Here is an 18,502-nt window from a genome sequence, read left to right as displayed (position 1 = left end):
AGAACCCGCATGTCGCCAGGCATCGCGGGTTTTTTGTTGTCTGCCGTGCGCCGCAGAATTATTGAGCAGAGTAAAGTTGCCACAAACTTAACCTACTCAAAATAGCAATATGCAAGCCGCCCTGACAGAACAGGCTTTGGCCGCCTTGGCGCAGTTCTCCAGCGCCAGCCGGTTGTACGAGCTCAAACTCGCCGCCGACGCCGGCCCCCTGCTGGTGGAGGCGTTCGCCGCCGACGACGCGCTGCAGGGCACGGGCGCGCGCGACATCATCGTCCTCTCGACCGACGCCCGTTTCAATATCGCCGCGCTGCTGGGCAAGCCCGCCACGCTGGAGATCAGCCTGGCCGACGGCACGCGTGCCTCGTTCAGCGGCGACGTGACGCAGGCCGCCATGTTGGGCAGCAACGGCGGCCTGGCGCGCTTCCGGCTGCGATTGACGCACTGGGTTTGGCGGCTCAGCCAAGTCCGCAACAGCCGCGTATGGCAAGACAAGAGCGTGCCCGACATCGTCGACGCCGTGTTCGGCGCCTACACGCCGCTGGCGCGCTGGCGCTGGAGCGAGGAAACCGCCGCCTTCATGGACGGCACCGTGCCGCGCAGCTATTGCTGCCAGTACCGGGAGAGCGACCTGACCTTCGTCGAAAGACTGCTGGCCGAGGAAGGCCTGGGCTGGCGCTTCGAGCAGGACGAGGACGGGGCACAAATGGTGCTGTTCGCCGACAGCAGCCAACGCGGCGCCGTGCCCGAAGATCCCTGCAGCGAGGCCGATGGCGGCATCCGCTTCCAGGGCGCGCGCGCCGGCGAGCGGGGCGACACCATCCAGTCGCTGCAAGCCAGCCGCGCGGCCTGCGTGTCGCTCACCACCCTGCTCAGCCACGACTACAAGGCCAAAAAGGCCGTGGGCGCCAGCGCCCCGTCGCGCCTGCGGGGGGCGGACATGCTGGCGGCGCTGGAAAGCTACGACGCGCCCGGCCAATACCACTACGCCAACGCCGCGCAGGCGCGGCGCTATGCCGACCTGCAGATGCAGGGCCGCGAGGCGCGCAGCCAGCTGTGGCGCGGCCGCTCCACGGTGCGCACGCTGCGCGCCGGTACCCGCGTCACGGTCACGCAAGGCCCATTGGGCGGGGATGGTGCCGATCCCGTCTACACCGTGCTGCGCGTGCGCAGCGTGGGCGTCAACAACCTGCCCCTGCCCGCCACCCAGGCGCTGGCCGAGCTGTTCGGCCCGATCGCGGAACTGCTGGCCGAGACCGTGCCACCGGACGCGGCCGAAGACTTCGCGCTGACCATCGCCCAGGCCAGCGCCAGCGGCTACGCCAACAGCTTCGAGGCCATCGCCAACGAGCTGCCCTGGCGTCCGCAACTGCCCGGCAGCGACGGCCGCAGCCATCCCAGGCCGACCGCGCCCGGCGCGCAAAGCGCCATCGTGGTGGGTCCGGACGGCGCCGACCGGCCGCGGGGCGTGGACGAACTGTATTGCGATCGGCTGGGCCGGGTGCGCATCCGCTTCCACTGGCAGAACAGCGGCGCCGCCACTTGCTGGGTGCGGGTGGCGCAGCGCTCGGCCGGCGGCGGCATGGGCAGCCAGTTCCTGCCGCGCATCGGCCAGGAGGTGCTGGTGCAATTCCTCGAGGGCAACATCGACCGCCCCATCATCGTCGGCGCGCTGTACAACGGCCAGGGGGAAGGCGGCGTCGCGCGCACGCCGGGCGGACAGCCGGCGCAGGACGCGGCCCGGCCCTTCGGCAAGGCGCACGACCACGCCGTGTCCGGCCAGGGCAATCTGGCGGGCGGCAACAGCCCGCTGTGGCACGGCGCGTCGGCCGACAGCGCCGGCCACCGCAGCAACGCCGCGCAATGGGGCGTGCGCAGCAAGGAATTCGGCGGCGGCGGCTACAACCAGTTGCTGTTCGACGACACCGACGCGCAGGGAAGAGTCCAGCTCAAGAGCAGCCACGCGGCCAGCGAGCTCAATCTCGGCCACCTGATCCACAACGCCGACAACCACCGGGGCTCCCTGCGCGGCCAGGGCGCCGAGCTGCGCACCGACGCGTATGGCGCGGTGCGCGCGGGCGCGGGCCTGCTGGTGAGCAGCTACAAGATCGGCCACGCGGCCGGCGCGCGCGAACCGGCGGGCGACAACGCGGCCGGCATCGCGCTGATGAAGCAGGCGGTCAAGCTGGGCGAGGCCTTCAGCGAGGCGGCGACAAAACACGAGACCGTGGCGCTGGCCAGCCACCTCGGCCCGGCGAAGGCCGGGGCCAGCGCGCTGGACGACAAGTCCGCGCCGCTGAAAGCGCTGCTGACCGCCGTCTCCGGCATGGTGGGCGGCGCCACGCTGGAGGCCGCGCGGGCCGACGCGGGGGACAAGAAAACCGCGCCCGCAGACGGCGCGCTGCCGCACAGCACGGACGCGGTGATCGCCGTTTCCGCCAAGGCCGGGCTGGGCGTGACCGCCGGCCAGGATCTGCAGTTGGCCAACGGCGAGACCGCCACCCTGATGAGCGGCGGCGACAGCCAGTTCGTCACGGGCGGACAGATGCGCGTGCATACGCGGCAGGCGATCGGCGTGCTGGGCGGCGCGGTGGCGCCGGGCGGCAACGGCGTCGGCGTGCAGCTGATCGCCGCGCAGGACGCGATCGACATCCAGGCCCAGGCCGACGCGCTGATGGTGCAGGCGCGCGACGACGTGAGCGTGATCAGCGCGGCCGCGCATGTGGACTGGGCGGCGGCCAAGCGCATCAGCCTGTCCACGGCGGGCGGGGCGAACATCACCATCGAGGGCGGGAATATCACCGTGCAGTGCCCTGGCAAGCTCACCATCCACGCGGGGAAGAAGAGTTTCATCGGGCCCGAGAAGATGACCTATCCCATGCCCGCCATGCCACGCAGCGTCTGCGTCGAGTGCCTGAAAAAATCGCTCGCCGCCGCACCGGCGTTCACCTCCGTGGAGTAAGGAATGCTGATCGATTCATACAACGACAATTGGCTCGACCACTTGAACACGCGCGCGGCGCGGCTGGAGCACGACAAGCGGCTTTACTTGCTGGTCGATGGCGTGTTCGTGCCCGGCCTCCACCGCCACGTCGCCATCGCGACGCCGGCCAACTCTCCGGCCTTGCTGTTCGAGTCGCTGCCCGGTTGCTCGGAAGCCGCGCGGGATGTGTCGCCGTTTGTGATGCTTTATGATGCGACGGCAAAGCGCTTGCCGGCGCTGCTGGCCAAATGCAGCGGCTGGCCGATGGTCAGCGCCATCGAGACCACCGAATCGCTGGAGGAGTTGGCGGCACGGCTGGCCGCGTGGTGCGTGGTGTATGCGGACGGGCAGCGCTTCAATTTCCGTTTCCCCGACACGCGGCGACTACCCGGCATCTTCAGCGCGCTCACGCCCTGGCAGCAAGGGCTGTTGACGGGACCGGCGTCGCGCTGGTCGTATATCGGCAGGAATGGCGAATGGATGGAATTGAGCGTCCCGGCGATTGACAGCGCCATCGCGGAGGACAGTCCCGAGCTGGATGATGCGCAGTTTGGGCGGATGGTCGGCGACAGCGAGGCCGATGAGGTGCTGGTCCAGCTGGCGGACCGGGGTTATGTTCCGAAGCGGCCATCGCGCAGCCATGCCATCGTATCGCGCGCGCTGCTGGCCGCCGATGCCGGCAAGCTTGATCGGGAATTGCGCGTGGACTGGTGCGCGGCCTGCCTGGCCGACGGAGAGCCGGCGTTGGATGCGCACGCGAAGCTGGAAAATTGGCGACAGACCGTCGCGCTTGAATCTTGAATGGAATTCGAAATGAAGTCGAAGGTTTTCGCTTTGATGGGATACCGCCGCCTCGCGGCGTTGTGCGCGATAGCGCTGCCGGCGCTCACTGGGTGCGCCAAGGAGAACGTCCCGGTCAGCATCCACGGCGTCAATTACACCGCCCAGGAGTTCACCTATACGATCGTCGATCCGAACAACAAGAAGAACTTCGGTGGTGGGGAGTTGATCGCGCCCTTTTCAGCTGGGGGCACCATGTGCTGCTACGAGCTGCCGACCAAGTGGCGGGCGGGCATCCAGGTACAGATAAACGGCACGCACTGGCTTCCTGAAAAACCCGATGGGAGCCTGCCCGAAGTGAAAGAGACGAAACTAGTCGAGGTTCCTCGGTACGTAGACGGCAAGCCAGGCGAATTGTGGGTGCTGCGCGGTGCGGATGGGACGCTGAGCCTGGTGTCGAGCGACTACCAGCCGGACCACGCCAAATGGCCGGGCAAGGTAAAAGGTTGGCCCATCCCGTCTCTTGAATACCAGCGGGAGCGCTGGGATCTTTACATCAAACACGAAGAAGGTGGCGTTCGCCTCTTTCAGAAGTTACTGAAGGAGTTGCAGACGTCTCCTATGACGCGCGCAGCAGAGGAGTGGGCATTTTCCAAAGAAAGAGAACCCGAGACCATTTCCCAGTTCACTGGCTCGCAAGATCCGAAATATCTGGCCCACCTAAAGCAAGACTACGAAGAGGGCTTGCAACGATCTGAGAAGAAACTCAAGGAATTGAAGGAGCGCCGCCCATGAGCGTGAAACTGTGTCCGGACATTCCGAATGCGTTTGTCTCCGCTTCAAACTTTGACGAGTTCTTTACTTTGGTCGAGGGGAAGAAGATCCGTAATGGCCCCGAGCTCCGGGAGCAGCCCATGCTCGGAAAACCCGGCGATTCCTGCAAAACCAACCTCTTCTTCGGCTTCTTTTTCGACGGCACCAAGAACAACTACGTCCAAGCCGAGGCGGGCAAGAACCACTCCAACGTCGCCCGTCTGTACGACATCTACCCCGGCCTGAGCGTCCCCGGCGTGCTGCCTGCGGATACGGACTGGCAGTACAACCCCGCGCGCTATACGCATTTTTTCAAGGTGTACGTCCCCGGTGTCGCCTCCCCCTTCAAGGAGATCAACGACAGCGGCCAAGGCCTGGAGTTGACAAGGGGCGCGGCCGCCGGCTTTCGCGGCGAGGCGCGCATCGTGTGGGGCTTGATCCAGGCGATCAACAACGTGCATCGCTATTTCCTCAAAACGCCGCTGCTGTCGTCCAAGGAGACCCAGTCGCTGGTGCACCGGCTGGAGCTCGACAAGGAATACCGCCGCAAAATGACGCCGCGCCGCCGCTTCGGGCTGTTCGCCCCCAACGAGGAGGACAACGATAAAACTCGGCTCGAGTTCGAGAAAATACTCAAGCGCCTGCACGCCGCAGTCTCCCAGCACTGGCCCAACAAACGCACAGGGAAGCCAGCCAAGCTCGATCCGGCCCAGGTCATGACGATCTATATCTCCACGTTCGGCTTTTCGCGCGGCGCGACCCAGGCCCGCGCCTTCACCAACTGGCTGATGGCCTTGTGCAAACTGGATGCCCACCTTTGCGGCCGCGCCGGATCGATGACGCTGGGCGGTTTCGACGTGCAGTTCGATTTCCTGGGCCTGTTCGACACCGTCGCCTCGGTCGGCGCCGGCAACACCATGGGCAACAGCGTCCTGGGGCGCTTGTTCGACGGCCATGGCGACTGGGCCGACGCGGAGGAGAACCTGCGCATACCCGCGGGCCTGCGTTGCGTGCATCTGGTCGCCGCGCATGAGATACGGCGCAGCTTCCCACTGGATTCGGTCTCGGTGGGCCAAGTCATGCCCGAGAAATGCGACGAAGTCGTCATCCCCGGCGTGCACTCGGACCTGGGTTGCGGCTACAGCCCGCAGGAGCAGGGCCGCGGCACCGACCCGTTCGGCGAAGACATGCTGGCCCGCGTCCCCCTGCTCTATATGTACCGCGAGGCGCGGCTGGCCGGCGTGCCGCTGAAACTGGAGCTGGCCAGTCCCGTCGCGAAAAGGAAGTTCCGCATCACCGCCGCGGCCATCAAGGCGCTGAACGATTATCTGGCCGTCTGCCAGGTGAAGACGGGAACCCTGACCGCCATCATGCGCGAGCAAGGCAAGCACCATATCCTGTGGCACCGCGCGCGGCGCTCGACGGGCAAGACACCACTGGAATCGACCGCCAGCTTCCAGCGCGCGACCAACTTCGACAAGAACGACCTGCACAGCGCCAACCTGGAATTCGAACAGGAGATCGCGGCGTTCGAGGCCTGGCAGGCGAAGAAAGGCGCGGCCTTCGTCCCTCGATCGCAGGAGCCCGGCTTCGACAACGAGCACGAGAACGAGTGGGAAGAGATCGCGACGTGGTGGAAAACCGCCCCGCCGCCCCCGGCCGCGCTGCTCAATTTCTTCGACGACTACGTGCATGACTCGCGCGCGTGGTTCAAGCTGCATGGCGACTTTCCGGACAACGAGCCGGAACTGCAAGAAAACCTCAAGAAATGGGAAGCGCAGCGCAAGCGCGTTGCGGATTACAACGCCCGCGAACAGAAGGCCGCCGACGACCGGAAGGCGATGGCGGGCAAGCGCCACGGAGGCCGTGGCTATGGCGGCGTCGAGCCATTCCGCCCACTGCCCGATGGCTTGACCGACAACCAGCGCCAGGCCGCGATCGAATACGCGAAAACCAATCAGACGCCGCGCATGCTGACCGAGGGCAGGGAACCGTGGTCCTTGAGCCGGGGCGGATACCTGCGCTTCCGCAAAGTCTACGCGGGCCGCGACAGCGTGCTGATCTCGAAGACGCCACGACCGGAACCCGCCGAGACGGCTGTCGCCTAGTAGGGGGCGCCAGCGGGGGTTGGTGCATTTCCGCCAAGCTATGCTACAGTTCACCGCCCCCGCAGACATGCCGCCATGACCGCCACCACCCTCTACCCTCCCCTCGAACCCCACCGCCACGGCATGCTGCCGGTCGACGCCCTGCACACGCTGTACTGGGAGGAGTCCGGCAACCCGCACGGCATGCCCGTGCTGTTCCTGCATGGCGGGCCGGGGGCGGGCGCGTCGCCGCTGTTCCGGCGCTTCTTCGACCCGGCCTACTACCGCATCGTGATGTTCGACCAGCGCGGCTGCGGCAAGTCCACGCCGCTGGGCGAGTACCGCGCCAACACCACGCCGTTGCTGGTCTCGGACATCGAGAAGCTGCGTGCCCTGCTGGGCGTGGAGCGCTGGCTGGTGTTCGGCGGCTCCTGGGGCGCGACGCTGGCGCTGGCCTATGGCCAGGCGCATCCGGCCGCCTGCCTGGGCTTCATCCTGCGCAGCCCCTTCCTCGGCACGCGCGCCGAGATCGACTGGTTCTTCGAGGGCGGCCGCCTGTTCCACACCGAGCTTTACGCGGAGCTTGCCGCCCAGGTCCCGCCCGCGGAGCGCGACGACCTGCTGGCCGCCTACACGCGCCTGGTGTTCCATCCCGATCCCGCGGTCCACCTGCCCGCCGTGCGCGCGTGGAGCCGCTTCGAATGCCTGCGCGCGTCGCTGCGCGGCCCGGCGCGGGACGAGCCGCTGCCGCAATCGGATCTGCTGGACATCGGCCTGGCGCGGCTGGAGGTGCATTACTTCCGCCACGGCTGCTTCCTGGCCGAGGACCAGTTGATCGCCGGCATGCCCCGCGTCGCCCATCTGCCGGGCGTGATCGTGCAGGGCCGCTACGACATGCTGTGCCCTCCGCTGTCGGCCTTCCGGCTGGCCGGCGCCTATCCCGGCGCCGATCTGTTGATGGTGCCGGACGCCGGCCACACCGCCTTCGAGCCTGGCACCATCGCCGCGCTGATGGGCGCCACGGAGCGCTTCAAGCTGCAGGGGCATTTCCGGCGGGCGGTGTAACGCGGCGCGGGTGCGCCCCCTGCCTTTTACACTACAATTGCCGGCATTTTCCCGCGATACATAAAAGGCACTGCCCCCGCATGGTTTTCAGTTCCGTCACGTTCCTGTTCTATTTCCTGCCCGCGTTCCTGCTGCTGTACTACGCGCTGCCGTGGAAGAACGCCATCCTGCTGGTGGCCAGCCTGCTGTTCTACGCCTGGGGCGAGCCGCGCTTCGTGCCGCTGCTGCTGGCGTCGGCGCTGCTGAACTACGGCTTCGGCCTGGCCATCGCGCGCGCCGGCGCGCGCCGCAAGCTGGCGCTGGGACTGGGCGTGGCGGCCAACCTGGGCATGCTGGGCTATTACAAGTACGCGGGCTTTTTCGCCGACATCGCCGGCGCCCTGCTGCAAAGCCGGTTCGAGCTGCCGGCTATCGTGCTGCCGCTGGGGATCTCCTTTTTCGTGTTCCAGGGAATCTCCTACCTGGTGGACGTGTACCGCGGCCAGGTGGACCCGCAAAAGAGCTTCTGGAACTTCGCCATGTACAAGGCCATGTTCCCGCAGCTGATCGCCGGCCCCATCGTGCGCTACCGGCAGATCGCCGGCGAGATCGAGCACCGCGAGGTGCCGGCCGGCCGCCTGTGGCGCGGCTTCAAGCAGTTCGTGCTGGGCCTGGCCCAGAAGGTGCTGGTGGCGAACACCGTGGCGCAGGCGGCGGACGCGCTGTTCACCGCCGGGCCGGCCCACCTGTCCACCGCCGGCGCCTGGCTGGCCGTGGCCTGCTACAGCATCCAGATCCTGTACGATTTCGCCGGCTATTCCAACATGGCCATCGGCATCGGCCACATGATCGGCTTCAGCTACCCTCCCAATTTCGACCGGCCCTACAGCGCCCGCTCCATCACCGAGTTCTGGCGCCGCTGGCACATCAGCCTGTCGAGCTGGTTCCGCGACTATGTCTACATTCCGCTGGGCGGCAACCGGCTGGCGCCGTGGCGCACCTACGCCAACCTGGCCATCGTGTTCCTGCTGTGCGGCCTGTGGCACGGCGCGGCGTGGACCTTCGTGCTGTGGGGCGCCTGGCATGGCGCGCTGCTGGTAGCCGAGCGCGGCTTCCTGGGCGCGTGGCTGGCGCGCATGCCGCGCGCGGCGGCGCAGGCCTACACGCTGCTGATGGTGATGCTGGGCTGGGTGTTCTTCCGCGCCAGCGACGTGCCCACCGCGCTGCGGCTGCTGCAAGTGATGTTCAGCCCCGGCGACGGCGGCCCGTTGGCGCATCCGTGGCGGATCGACGTCGGCCCGGTGCAATGGACCGCGCTGGCGGTGGGCGCCGCGCTGGCGGTGCTGCCCGCCCCGTGGTCCGCGCCGGCGGCCGCTCCGGCCCGTCCGGGCTGGCGCGTGGCGCTGCAAGTGCCGCTGGCGCTGGCCACCTTCGTGCTGTGCAGCGCCAGCCTGGCCTCCGGCACCTACAACCCCTTTATCTATTTCCGCTTCTGATGACGCACGCGAAACAAGGGGCCGCGCTGTCCGGCCTGGCCAAGCTGACGCTGGTGGCGCTGCTGGCGGCGCCCGCCCTGTTCTCCCATTCCAGCGGCAGCGACGGCGCCGAAAACCGCCGCATGGCGCCGCCGCCCCAGCGCCCCGCCTCGGTGGAGGAGGCGCTGAAATACAGCGCCTCCTTCGACGCCTGGGCCAGGGACAACTTCAGCCTGCGCGAGGCGCTGGTGCGCCTGAACACGCGGGTGCGCTACCACCTGTTCGGCGTGTATCCGACCAACCAGGTGATCCAGGGCCGCGAGGGCCGCTCCTTCCTCACCACCTCGCATCCGCTGGTGCCGCCGTACGACGACGTGTTTTCCTCCTGCGGCTACCAGCGCGAGCTGACCGGCATGCTGAACCAGCAGATCGGCCGCCTGCTGACGCTGTCGCGCGAGCGGGGCATCCAGGCCAAGTTGCTGGTGGTGCCGTCCTCGCCGGTGGTGCACGTGGACCAGCTGCCGGCCTGGACCAGCGCGCTGTGCCACACCGCCACCCCGCCGATGGCGCGCTGGCTGGCCCAGCCCGGCCTCGATCCGGCGCTGCGCCGCGACGTGGCCTACCCGCTGGAGCAGATGCGGGCGGCGGCGCGCGAGACCGATCTGTTCCCGCGCACCTTCTTCCACTGGGGCGGCGCCGGCCCGCGCCTGGTGGCCGAATGGTCACTGGGGCAGTTCTACGGCGCGCGGCCGGAACAGGCCACGCCCTACACCAGCGGCAAGCAGTGGCTGCCGTCCGACGTGTCGCACCTGTTCCCCGGCCTCGAGCGGCGCAGCGAGGTGGAGGTGATGGACCTGGACGCCTCCGGCATCGCCGCCTGCCACGGCGCGGCCTGCTTCCCCGGCGGCCCGGCCGTGCTGGAGAAGTTCGAACTGGCGCTGTACCGCAATCCCAAGGCGGCGCGCGGGCGCCTGCTGCTGATCACGGATTCCTTCGGCCCGCCCGCCGCGCCGTGGTTCGCCCGTTATTACCGCGAGACGGTGTTGTTCAACGTTAACACGCTGTATCTGCTGGAAGGGCCGCGCCAGGAGCGGGACCTGGAGCGGGTGCGCCGCTTCCTGTTCGACGGCCGCGAGGGCGACGACGTGGTGGTCATGTACCACGACGCCACCGTGCACGCCAAGCGCATCGCGCTGGACTTCCCCAAGCTGCTGCCGGGATTCTAGGGCGGCGGTCCGGGCGCGGAGCGGGATTTCGCGCTATTTCCATACGGAAATGTGTTAAGGTATGCTGCTAAGTTTTTGGCAACAACCTTGTACAACAGCTACCCCGCCCATGGACACGACCGCGCTGCTGCACCTGTTTTCGCCCCCCGCCACCCTGGCGCCGCTGACGCATGGCCGTTACGACGCCGGCCTGGTCGCGCTGTCGCTGGGCCTGGCCGTGTTCTGTTCGTGGATGGGGCTGCAGATCGCCGGGCGCGACCAGGACCGCGACCAGGCCCACCGCATGCTGCACACGGTGGCGCTGCTGGCCGGCGGCCTGGCGCTGGGCATCGGCGTGTGGGCCGCGCACTTCATCGCCATGCTGGCGCTGAACCTGGGCGCGCACGTCGGCTACGACCCCGCCATGACCCTGCTGTCGCTGCTGCCCGGCGTGGCCGGCGCCACCGCCGCGCTGCTGCTGGCGCGCCGGCGGCGGCCCTCCCCGCGCCTGCTGGCCTGTGCCGGCGCGGTGGCGGCGCTGGGCTTCGGCGCCATGTACGGCATGGGCATGGCCGCCATGCGCACCAGCCTCGCGCTCAGCTACCGGCCGGACATCCTGGCGCTGGCCCTGGCCGCCGGCGCGCCGCTGGCGGCGCTGGCGCTGTGGCTGCGCCACGGCCAGTCGGCGCGCCTGGCCGGCTTGCGCGACAGCCGGCGCCTGGCGCTGGCCGCGCTCGCCATGGCCGGCGCCATCGCCGCCATGCACCACACCGCCATGGCCGCCGCGCGCTTCGCCGGCGCGCCGCCGCCCGGTTCGCACGCCCAAGCCGGCAGCGCCTTCCTGGCGCTGGCCATCTCCGCCATCACCATGGCCTTCACCGTGCTGGTGATGGCGGCCTACGCCCTGCTGCGCTACCGCGAGCTGTACCGCCACCAGCGCCAGAGCGAGAGCTGGATGCGCGCGCTGCTGACCACCACCATCGACGGCGTGATCACGCTCGACGGCGAGGGCGCGATCGAGGAATTCAACGCCTCGGCCGAGCGCATCTTCGGCTGGCGGCGCGAGGAGATCGTGGGCCGCAACATCGCCCTGCTGATGCCGGACCCGGAGGCCTCGGCCCGCCACGGCCTGCTGTACCACATGGCGCGCGGCGACGTGCGGCCGGCGCAGGCCGGCGCCGAGCTGATGGGCCTGCGCAAGGACGGCACGCAGGTGCCGATCCGCCGCGCGCTGGGCCACGCGCGCGCGGCCGGCCGGGACCAGTTCGTGCTGTTCATCACCGACATCAGCGAACGGCGCGCCATGCTGCAGGCGCTGCGCGAAAGCGAGCAGCAGTTCCGCTCCCTGATCGGCCACATTCCCGGCGTGTCGTTCCGCTGTCTGGCCGGCGAGGGCTACCCGCTGGTGTTCCTGAGCGACGGCGTGGAGCACGTGGCCGGCTACCCGGCGCGCGACTTCACCGGCCCGGGCGCCAGCCGCACGCTGTCCGGCCTGGTCGAGCCGGACGACGCCCCGCGCCTGGCGCGCACGCTGGCCAACAGCGTCGCCAGCGAGCAGCCCTACCTGATCGAATACGCGCTGCGGCACGCGGACGGCGGCCTGCGCTGGATCTGGGAGCACGGCGCGGTGGTGCGCGACGCCGGCGGCGAAGTGCGCTGGCTGGACGGCGTGATGCTGGACATCACCGAGCGGCGCCAGATGGAGCAGGACCTGCGCCAGGCCAAGGAAAAGGCCGAGCAGGCGGCCGCCGCGCGCGCCACCTTCGTGGCCAATATGAGCCACGAGATCCGCACGCCGATGAATTCCATCCTGGGCTTCACCGACGTGCTGCTGGACACGGACCTGCAAGCGGAGCAGCGCCGCCACCTGGACACGATACGCAAGGCCGGGCGCTCGCTGCTGCGGCTGCTGAACGAGGTGCTGGACACGGCCAAGCTGGACAAGGGCGCGGTGGAGCTGGAGCTGGCCGACTACGAGCTGGCGCCGCTGCTCGACGAGGTCATCTCCACGCTGGGCGCCGCCGCGCAAGCCAAGGGCCTGGCGCTGCGGCTGCACTGCGCGCCCGAGCTGCCCGCGCGCCTGCACGGCGACGCGCTGCGCATGCGCCAGGTGCTCACCAACCTGCTGGACAACGCGGTGAAGTTCACCGCCAGCGGCGAGGTCGCGCTGCACGCCGGCATCCGGGACGGCCGGCTGCACCTGCTGGTGCGGGACACCGGCATCGGCATCGCGCCGGACCGGCTGGCCGCCATCTTCGAGCCCTTCACGCAGGCCGATCCGTCGATGACGCGGCGCTACGGCGGCACGGGCCTGGGCACCACCATCAGCAAGAAGCTGGTGGAACTGATGGGCGGCACCATCTGGGCCGAGAGCGCGCCGGGCGCCGGCGCCGCCTTCCACATCCTGCTGCCGCTGCGCGCGGGCGCCGCCGCGCCGGCCGCGCGCCAGCCCAGGCCGCACGGCGAGTACCCCCTGCCCGCGCTGCGCGTGCTGGCGGCGGACGACGTGGCCCAGAACCTGGAACTGCTGCGCCTGTTGATGGAGAAACGCGGCCACGCGGTGACCACCGCCGGCGACGGCGAACAGGCCGCGCGGCTGGCGGCCGAACACGATTTCGACGTGATCGTGATGGACGTGCAGATGCCGAGGCTGGACGGCCTGGACGCCACCCGCGCGATCCGCGCGGAGGCGGCGCGGGCCGGCCTGCCGCGGGTGCCCATCATCGCGATGACGGCCAGCGTGCTGGACGCGCACCGGCGCGCCAGCGTGGAGGCGGGCATGGACGGTTTCGCCACCAAGCCGGTGGACTGGGTGCTGCTGTCGCGTGAAATCGCGCGGGTGCTGGCGCTGCCGGAGGACGCCGATCCGCTGGCCGAGCCGGGACGGCGCGGCGGCCACGCGCAAGTGATGAACCGGGAGGCGGGCCTGGCGCGCTGGGATGGCGAACGGGCCTACCGCACCGCGCTGCGGCGCTTCGCGGACGACTACAGCGGCGCGGCGCGGCAATTGCAGGCGCTGCACGCGACGCGGGACTACCCGACCATGCAGGCGCTGGCGCATCGCGCGCGCGGCGTGGCGGCCAACCTGGGACTGGAACAGCTGGCCCGCGCCCTGGGCCATGCCGAGGAGGCCGCGCAAAGCGCGGCGAACCCGGCGGCGAACCCGGCGACGCAACCGCCCCCCGCGCGGACGCCGCGCCCCGCGCCGGCGGCGACGGCCGAACGCATGCAGGCCCTGTGCCTGGCCGAGACCCTGGCGGAGACCCTGGCCGAGAACCTGGCGCGCGTCGGCGAGGCGCTGGACGAGGCGCTCGCCGCCATGCGGACCGACCTGGTGCGCGGCGGCGCCGCCAAGCCCGCCGCGCGCCACGGCGGCGACATCGCCGTCCGGATGCCGGCCGGCGCCCCCGCCCCTGCCGCGCCCCATGCCCCGGCGTATGCGCTGGCCGACGCGCCGGCCGCTGTGCGGGCCACCGCTCCGGCCGTCCACTTCGACGCCGACGCCGCGCGCGCGGCCGCCCTGGCGCTGATGGATGCGCTGCGGCGCGGCGCGCTGGACGACGCCGCGCTGGCCCGCCTGGCGGCCAGCCTGCAAGGCCGCGCGCCGGCCGGCGCGCTGGCGCAGCTGCGGCGCGCACTGGACGATTTTGACTTTTCGCTGGCGCAAACTAAACTGGACGCGGTCATGGACGCCATCCCGGCCGGCGCCGACTGCAACGAGGAAGCCCCCCTATGAACCAGGTCCCCCTGCAACCGCTGATCCTGGCGGTGGACGACGAAGCGAGCAACCTGCAGCTGCTGCGGCAGATCCTGCAGGACCATTACCGGCTGCTGTACGCCAAGGACGGCCCCCGCGCCCTCGAGCTGGCGCGCCAGGAGCGCCCCAACCTGATCCTGCTGGACGTGATGCTGCCCGGGATGACGGGCCACGAGATCTGCCGCGCGCTGAAGGCCGATCCTGCCACCGCCGCCATCCCCGTCATCTTCGCCACCGCCCTGGCCGACCCGAACGACGAGGTGGTCGGCTTCGAGGCGGGCGCGGTCGACTACATCGCCAAGCCGCTCAGCCCCGCCATCGTGCGCGCCCGCGTGCGCACCCACCTGTCGCTGGTGCGGGCGGACGAGCTGAAGGAGACGCGCCTGCAGATCGTGCAGCGCCTGGGCCTGGCCGCCGAGTACAAGGACAACGAGACCGGCCTGCACGTGATCCGCATGAGCCACTACGCGCGCGTGCTGGCGGTGGCCGCCGGCATGGGCGAGGCCGACGCGGAGGACATGCTGCACGCCGCCCCCATGCACGACGTGGGCAAGATCGGCATCCCGGACCGCATCCTGCAAAAGCCGGGCGCGCTGGACAAGGATGAATGGAAGGTGATGCAGTCGCACGCCACCATCGGCGCGGACATCATCGGCGAGCACGATCACGGCATGCTGGCGCTGGCGCGCAACATCGCGCTCACGCACCACGAGAAGTGGGACGGCAGCGGCTATCCGCGGGGATTGAGGGAGCTGGAGATACCGCTGGAGGGCCGCATCGTGGCCATCGCCGACGTGTTCGACGCGCTGACCTCGGCGCGCCCCTACAAGGCGGCCTGGCCGGTGCCGGACGCGCTGGCCTACCTGCAGCAGCAGCGCGGGCTGCATTTCGACCCGGAGCTGGTGGACCTGTTCCTGGCCCAGCTGCCCGCCATCCTCGAGATCAAGGAGCGCTGGGCGGAGCGGTGACGCGCTAGCCCTTCAGCTCGCGGTACAGCGACACGTAGTTCTGCGCCATGCGCTCGGCCGTGAACAGTTCCCAGTAGCGCTCCTCGGCGCGCCTGCCCATGTCCGCCGCCAGTTGCGGGTTTTCCCACAGCGTGGCCATGGCTTGGCCCAGGGCCGCCGGATCGCTGGGCGGCACCACCAGGCCGGTCACGCCGTCGGCGTTGATGTAGGTGGTGCCGGTGCCGATCTCGCTGGAGATCATCGGCTTGCCGTACATGGCCGCCTCCAGCAGCGAGATGCCAAAGGCCTCCGAGCGCAGGTGCGACGGGAAGGCCATGGCGTAGCACAGCTCCAGCAGCGCCACCTTGTCCTCCTCCTCCAGCGCGCCGACGAACATCACGTGGGTCAGGCCCAGGCGCTCGGCCTGCTGCTTCAGCTCCTGCTCCAGCGGCCCGGCGCCGACGATCACCACCGGGTAGTCGGCGTTGACCAGCGCGTCCAGCAGGATGTGCAGGCCCTTGTAGTAGCGCAGCATGCCGATGAACAGGAAGAAGCGCTCGCCGCAGCGCGCGCGCCACTTGTCCAGCGTCGCTTGGGCGGGCTTGGGGTAGATCGACTTGTCCAGGCCGTAGGTGATGGTGCGGGTCTTGTTGCGGTAGCGGCCCAGCACCGGCGACGACGCCATGTAGTTGGGCGAGGTGGCCACGATGGCGCTCACGCTGCGCAGGAAGCGCTGCTTGAGCGGCGTGTACACGCGCAGCAGGGTTTTCTGGCGCACGATGTCCGAGTGGTAGGTCACCACGCTGGGCTTGTCGATGCGCGCCATGAAGTGCGCCAGGTCCATGAAGGGCCAGGGGAAGTGGTAGTGGATCACGTCCGCGTTGCGCGCCAGGCGCGCCAGCTTGCGGATGGCCGCGAACGACATCGCGTTGGAGGCGATCTCGAAATTGTTCGGCACCCGGTGCACCGTGTGGCCCTCGATCACCATCTCGGTCGGGCCGCCGTTGCGCGTCAGCGTCAGCACCTCGTTGGTGACGCCCAGGCGGCCGGTGCCCACGCACATCTGGCGTATCACCTGTTCGATGCCGCCCCAGGAGTCGGGGTAATAGGTTTTGTAGAAATGGAGGACGCGCATAATCGGCTTACAAGTCAGCTTAATAGGGTTTGGTACACCGCCGCCGTCTTGCGGGCGGTCTCGGACCAGGTCAGCTCGACGGCGCGCACGCGGCCGGCGGCGGCGCAGCGCGCGCGCAGCGCGTCGTCGCGCGCCAGCTCCAGCATGGCGGCGCCGATCTCGGGCACCGACAGCGGATCGACTTCCAGCGCCGCGCCCCGGGTGACTTCCGGCAGCGAGGTGGTGTTGGAGGCGATCACCGGCACGCCGGAGGCGAAGGCCTCCACCACCGGGATGCCGAAGCCCTCGTACAGGGAAGGAAAGACGAAGACGCCGGCGGCCGCGTACACATGGCGCAGCTGCTCCTGGCCCGTGAGGCGGTCCAGCCACAGCACGTTCTCGCCGTTCTGCACGGCGGCCCGCATCTGCGCCTGCTGCTCCTCGCTGCGCCAGCCGGGCGCGCCCACCACCACCAGCTGGCGCCTGGCGCGCACCACGGGCGGCAGCGCCAGGTAGGCCTGCAGCACGCGGCCGACGTTCTTGCGCGGCTGCAGCGTGCCGACGAACAGGAAGTAGCCAGGTTTCAGGCCGTATTGCGCCAGGGTCTCGGCCACCGCGTCCGGCGCGGGCGCGTCCAGCCATTCCTCGTCCACGCCGCAGGGCACCACGCTGACGCGGCGCTCGTCCACGCCGAAGCAGTCCACCAGTTCGCGGATGGAGAAGGCGGTGTGGGCGATCACGTGGTCGGCCTTGCGGGCGGCTTTTATCTGCAGCCAGTTCTTCAGACGGCGCAGGCGCGGGTTGCACCATTCGGGATGGGACACCGGCAGCGCGTCGTGCAAGGTCGCCACCACCGGGCGGTCCATGCGCACGATGCGGTAGTCGGTGGCGTGGTACAGGTCCAGCGACGGCATGGGCTGGCGCACGGCGTCCGGCAGCGCCAGGTCGCGCAGCGTGGCGAGCGGAAAGGAGAGCGGCAGCGGCTTGCCCGCGCTCAGGGCCGGCGCCCCCTGGCGGACGGGCGCGAACGACAGCGGCAGCACCGCGCCGCCGGCCGGCAGCGCCGCCGGCAGGTGCCGCAGCAGCGCGCGGGTGTAGACGCCGATTCCATCCAGGCGCCCTCCGGTCAGCGCCGGTTCTATGGTGGTGGTGGAGAGGCCGATGCGCAAAGCACTCAAGCCTCGTACATCCAGCGCAGGGTCTGTTCCAGCGGCACCGGCGCGATGCCGCCCACGGCGGCGGCCAGGCGGCTGTTGTCGCCCACCAGCCGCACCACTTCGTTGGCGCGCACGAAGGCGGGATTGACGCGCACCGCGATCTCGTAGCCGGCGATGCGGTTCATCATGTCCAGCGCCTCGCCCAGCGAGTAGCCGGTGCCGGAGCAGATGTTGTAGGCCCGCCCGGCCGGCGCCCCGGCCAGCAAGGCGCGGTAGGCCGCGGCCACCATGCGCACGTCGGAAAAGTCGCGCCACACGTGCAGGTTGCCCAGTTCGATCTCGGCGGCCTTGCGGCGGAAGTGCGACACGATCTTCGGCAGCAGGAAGTTCTCGTGCTGGCCGACGCCGGTGTAGTTGAACGGACGGGTGATGATGACGGGCAGGCGGTCCATCCACAGCCGCGCCATGTATTCCATGGACAGCTTGCTGACCGCGTAGTCGTTGGCCGGCGACGGTTTCACGTCCTCGTCCAGCACCGGCAGCTCGGCGTTGCCGTAGATGTTGGCGCTGGACGCCAGCAGCACGGCGGACGGCCGATGCGGCGACGCCGCCAGCGCCTCCAGCAGGTTGCGCGTGCCCACCACGTTGACGCGGTAGATCTGTTCGATGTCGGCGTGGCCGACGAAGGCGATGGCCGCCAGGTGCACCACCACGTCCGGCCGCACGCGCTGCACGGCGGCGGCCACGGCGGCGCGGTCGGTCAGGTCGACCGGCAGCATGTCCTCGCCGGCCTCGTGGCCCGGCACCGAGGTGCCGAACACGCGGTAGCCGGCGGCGCGCAGTTCCTGCGCGACGTAGCGGCCGGTGAAGCCGGCCAGGCCGGTGACCAGGGCGCGCTTGCCCTCGCCTTCACGGGCCGGGGACAACAATTGCAGCGGCGCTTCCACGGCGGCGCCCATCAGAAGGAAAAGCCGGCCTCGTTGCGGCGCAGGTCGGCCTCCACCATCATCTGGCACAGTTCCTCCAGCGTGGTCTTCGGCGCCCAGCCCAGTTCCTTCAGGGCCTTGGCGGGATCGCCGATCAGCAGCTCGACCTCGGCCGGACGGTAGAACTTCGGCGACACGCGCACCAGCACCTTGCCGG

The 18,502-nt window shown here is 69.5% G+C and carries 13 protein-coding genes; 9 read left to right on the top strand and 4 right to left on the bottom strand.

Annotated features, from left to right (window positions below):
• Nucleotides 1-109: 109 nt before the first annotated feature.
• The 9 genes from BM436_RS15290 to BM436_RS15250 all read left to right on the top strand — a co-directional run bounded on the left by BM436_RS15290 (nt 110) and on the right by BM436_RS15250 (nt 15,109).
• Complete coding sequence (locus tag BM436_RS15290; protein ID WP_093556402.1) at nt 110-2,959, top strand: type VI secretion system Vgr family protein; 2,850 nt, start codon at nt 110-112, stop codon at nt 2,957-2,959.
• 3 nt (nt 2,960-2,962) lie between these two features.
• Nucleotides 2,963-3,781: a DUF4123 domain-containing protein gene (locus tag BM436_RS15285; RefSeq protein ID WP_093556401.1), complete on the top strand. Its 819-nt coding sequence runs from the start codon at nt 2,963-2,965 to the stop codon at nt 3,779-3,781.
• Nucleotides 3,782-4,555: a DUF3304 domain-containing protein gene (locus BM436_RS15280; RefSeq protein ID WP_093556400.1), complete on the top strand. Its 774-nt coding sequence runs from the start codon at nt 3,782-3,784 to the stop codon at nt 4,553-4,555.
• Nucleotides 4,556-4,674: 119 nt separating this feature from the next.
• Complete coding sequence (locus BM436_RS15275) at nt 4,675-6,681, top strand: T6SS phospholipase effector Tle1-like catalytic domain-containing protein (protein ID WP_177307218.1); 2,007 nt, start codon at nt 4,675-4,677, stop codon at nt 6,679-6,681.
• Nucleotides 6,682-6,756: 75 nt separating this feature from the next.
• Complete coding sequence (gene pip, locus BM436_RS15270; protein ID WP_093556398.1) at nt 6,757-7,725, top strand: prolyl aminopeptidase; 969 nt, start codon at nt 6,757-6,759, stop codon at nt 7,723-7,725.
• Between the two features lie 80 nt (nt 7,726-7,805).
• Complete coding sequence (locus tag BM436_RS15265; protein WP_093556397.1) at nt 7,806-9,200, top strand: MBOAT family O-acyltransferase; 1,395 nt, start codon at nt 7,806-7,808, stop codon at nt 9,198-9,200.
• Nucleotides 9,200-10,405 carry an alginate O-acetyltransferase AlgX-related protein gene (locus BM436_RS15260; protein ID WP_093556396.1) on the top strand — a complete coding sequence of 402 codons (1,206 nt, stop codon included), beginning with the start codon at nt 9,200-9,202 and terminating at the stop codon, nt 10,403-10,405. The genes BM436_RS15265 and BM436_RS15260 overlap by 1 nt, the downstream gene beginning before the upstream one ends.
• 109 nt (nt 10,406-10,514) lie before the next feature.
• A complete protein-coding gene (locus BM436_RS15255; protein ID WP_093556395.1) occupies nt 10,515-14,120 on the top strand; it encodes a PAS domain S-box protein in 3,606 nt (1,201 codons plus the stop codon).
• The gene (locus BM436_RS15250) at nt 14,117-15,109 is read left to right on the top strand and encodes an HD domain-containing phosphohydrolase (RefSeq protein WP_093556394.1); all 993 of its coding nucleotides are present in this window, start codon (nt 14,117-14,119) and stop codon (nt 15,107-15,109) included. Before BM436_RS15255 ends, BM436_RS15250 begins: the two co-directional genes overlap by 4 nt.
• A 4-nt stretch (nt 15,110-15,113) precedes the next feature.
• On the opposite strand, the gene BM436_RS15245 is transcribed toward BM436_RS15250, so the two are convergent.
• The 4 genes from BM436_RS15245 to BM436_RS15230 form a co-directional block, all read right to left on the bottom strand.
• Nucleotides 15,114-16,223 (bottom strand): glycosyltransferase family 4 protein, encoded by a 1,110-nt coding sequence (locus BM436_RS15245; RefSeq protein ID WP_093556393.1) that lies wholly within the window; start codon nt 16,221-16,223, stop codon nt 15,114-15,116.
• A 14-nt stretch (nt 16,224-16,237) separates the two neighbouring features.
• A complete protein-coding gene (locus tag BM436_RS15240) occupies nt 16,238-17,380 on the bottom strand; it encodes a glycosyltransferase family 4 protein (protein ID WP_093556392.1) in 1,143 nt (380 codons plus the stop codon).
• Nucleotides 17,377-18,318 (bottom strand): NAD-dependent epimerase/dehydratase family protein, encoded by a 942-nt coding sequence (locus BM436_RS15235; protein ID WP_093556391.1) that lies wholly within the window; start codon nt 18,316-18,318, stop codon nt 17,377-17,379. The genes BM436_RS15240 and BM436_RS15235 overlap by 4 nt, the downstream gene beginning before the upstream one ends.
• Nucleotides 18,318-18,502 (bottom strand): GDP-mannose 4,6-dehydratase (locus BM436_RS15230; RefSeq protein WP_177307216.1); only part of this gene is annotated, 185 nt, incomplete at its 5' end. The genes BM436_RS15235 and BM436_RS15230, both read right to left, overlap by 1 nt.

The organism is Pseudoduganella namucuonensis, from assembly GCF_900116645.1.
In the GTDB taxonomy this organism is placed as follows: domain Bacteria; phylum Pseudomonadota; class Gammaproteobacteria; order Burkholderiales; family Burkholderiaceae_D; genus Rugamonas; species Rugamonas namucuonensis.
This window is presented reverse-complemented; position numbering and strand designations above follow the sequence as displayed.

Coding starts and splice junctions, on each gene's coding strand:
- BM436_RS15290 (WP_093556402.1), top strand. CDS start 110: ATGCAAGCCGCCCTGACAGAACAGGCTTTGGCCGCCTTGGCGCAGTTC.
- BM436_RS15285 (WP_093556401.1), top strand. CDS start 2,963: ATGCTGATCGATTCATACAACGACAATTGGCTCGACCACTTGAACACG.
- BM436_RS15280 (WP_093556400.1), top strand. CDS start 3,782: ATGGAATTCGAAATGAAGTCGAAGGTTTTCGCTTTGATGGGATACCGC.
- BM436_RS15275 (WP_177307218.1), top strand. CDS start 4,675: ATGCTCGGAAAACCCGGCGATTCCTGCAAAACCAACCTCTTCTTCGGC.
- pip (WP_093556398.1), top strand. CDS start 6,757: ATGACCGCCACCACCCTCTACCCTCCCCTCGAACCCCACCGCCACGGC.
- BM436_RS15265 (WP_093556397.1), top strand. CDS start 7,806: ATGGTTTTCAGTTCCGTCACGTTCCTGTTCTATTTCCTGCCCGCGTTC.
- BM436_RS15260 (WP_093556396.1), top strand. CDS start 9,200: ATGACGCACGCGAAACAAGGGGCCGCGCTGTCCGGCCTGGCCAAGCTG.
- BM436_RS15255 (WP_093556395.1), top strand. CDS start 10,515: ATGGACACGACCGCGCTGCTGCACCTGTTTTCGCCCCCCGCCACCCTG.
- BM436_RS15250 (WP_093556394.1), top strand. CDS start 14,117: ATGAACCAGGTCCCCCTGCAACCGCTGATCCTGGCGGTGGACGACGAA.
- BM436_RS15245 (WP_093556393.1), bottom strand. CDS start 16,223: ATGCGCGTCCTCCATTTCTACAAAACCTATTACCCCGACTCCTGGGGC.
- BM436_RS15235 (WP_093556391.1), bottom strand. CDS start 18,318: ATGGGCGCCGCCGTGGAAGCGCCGCTGCAATTGTTGTCCCCGGCCCGT.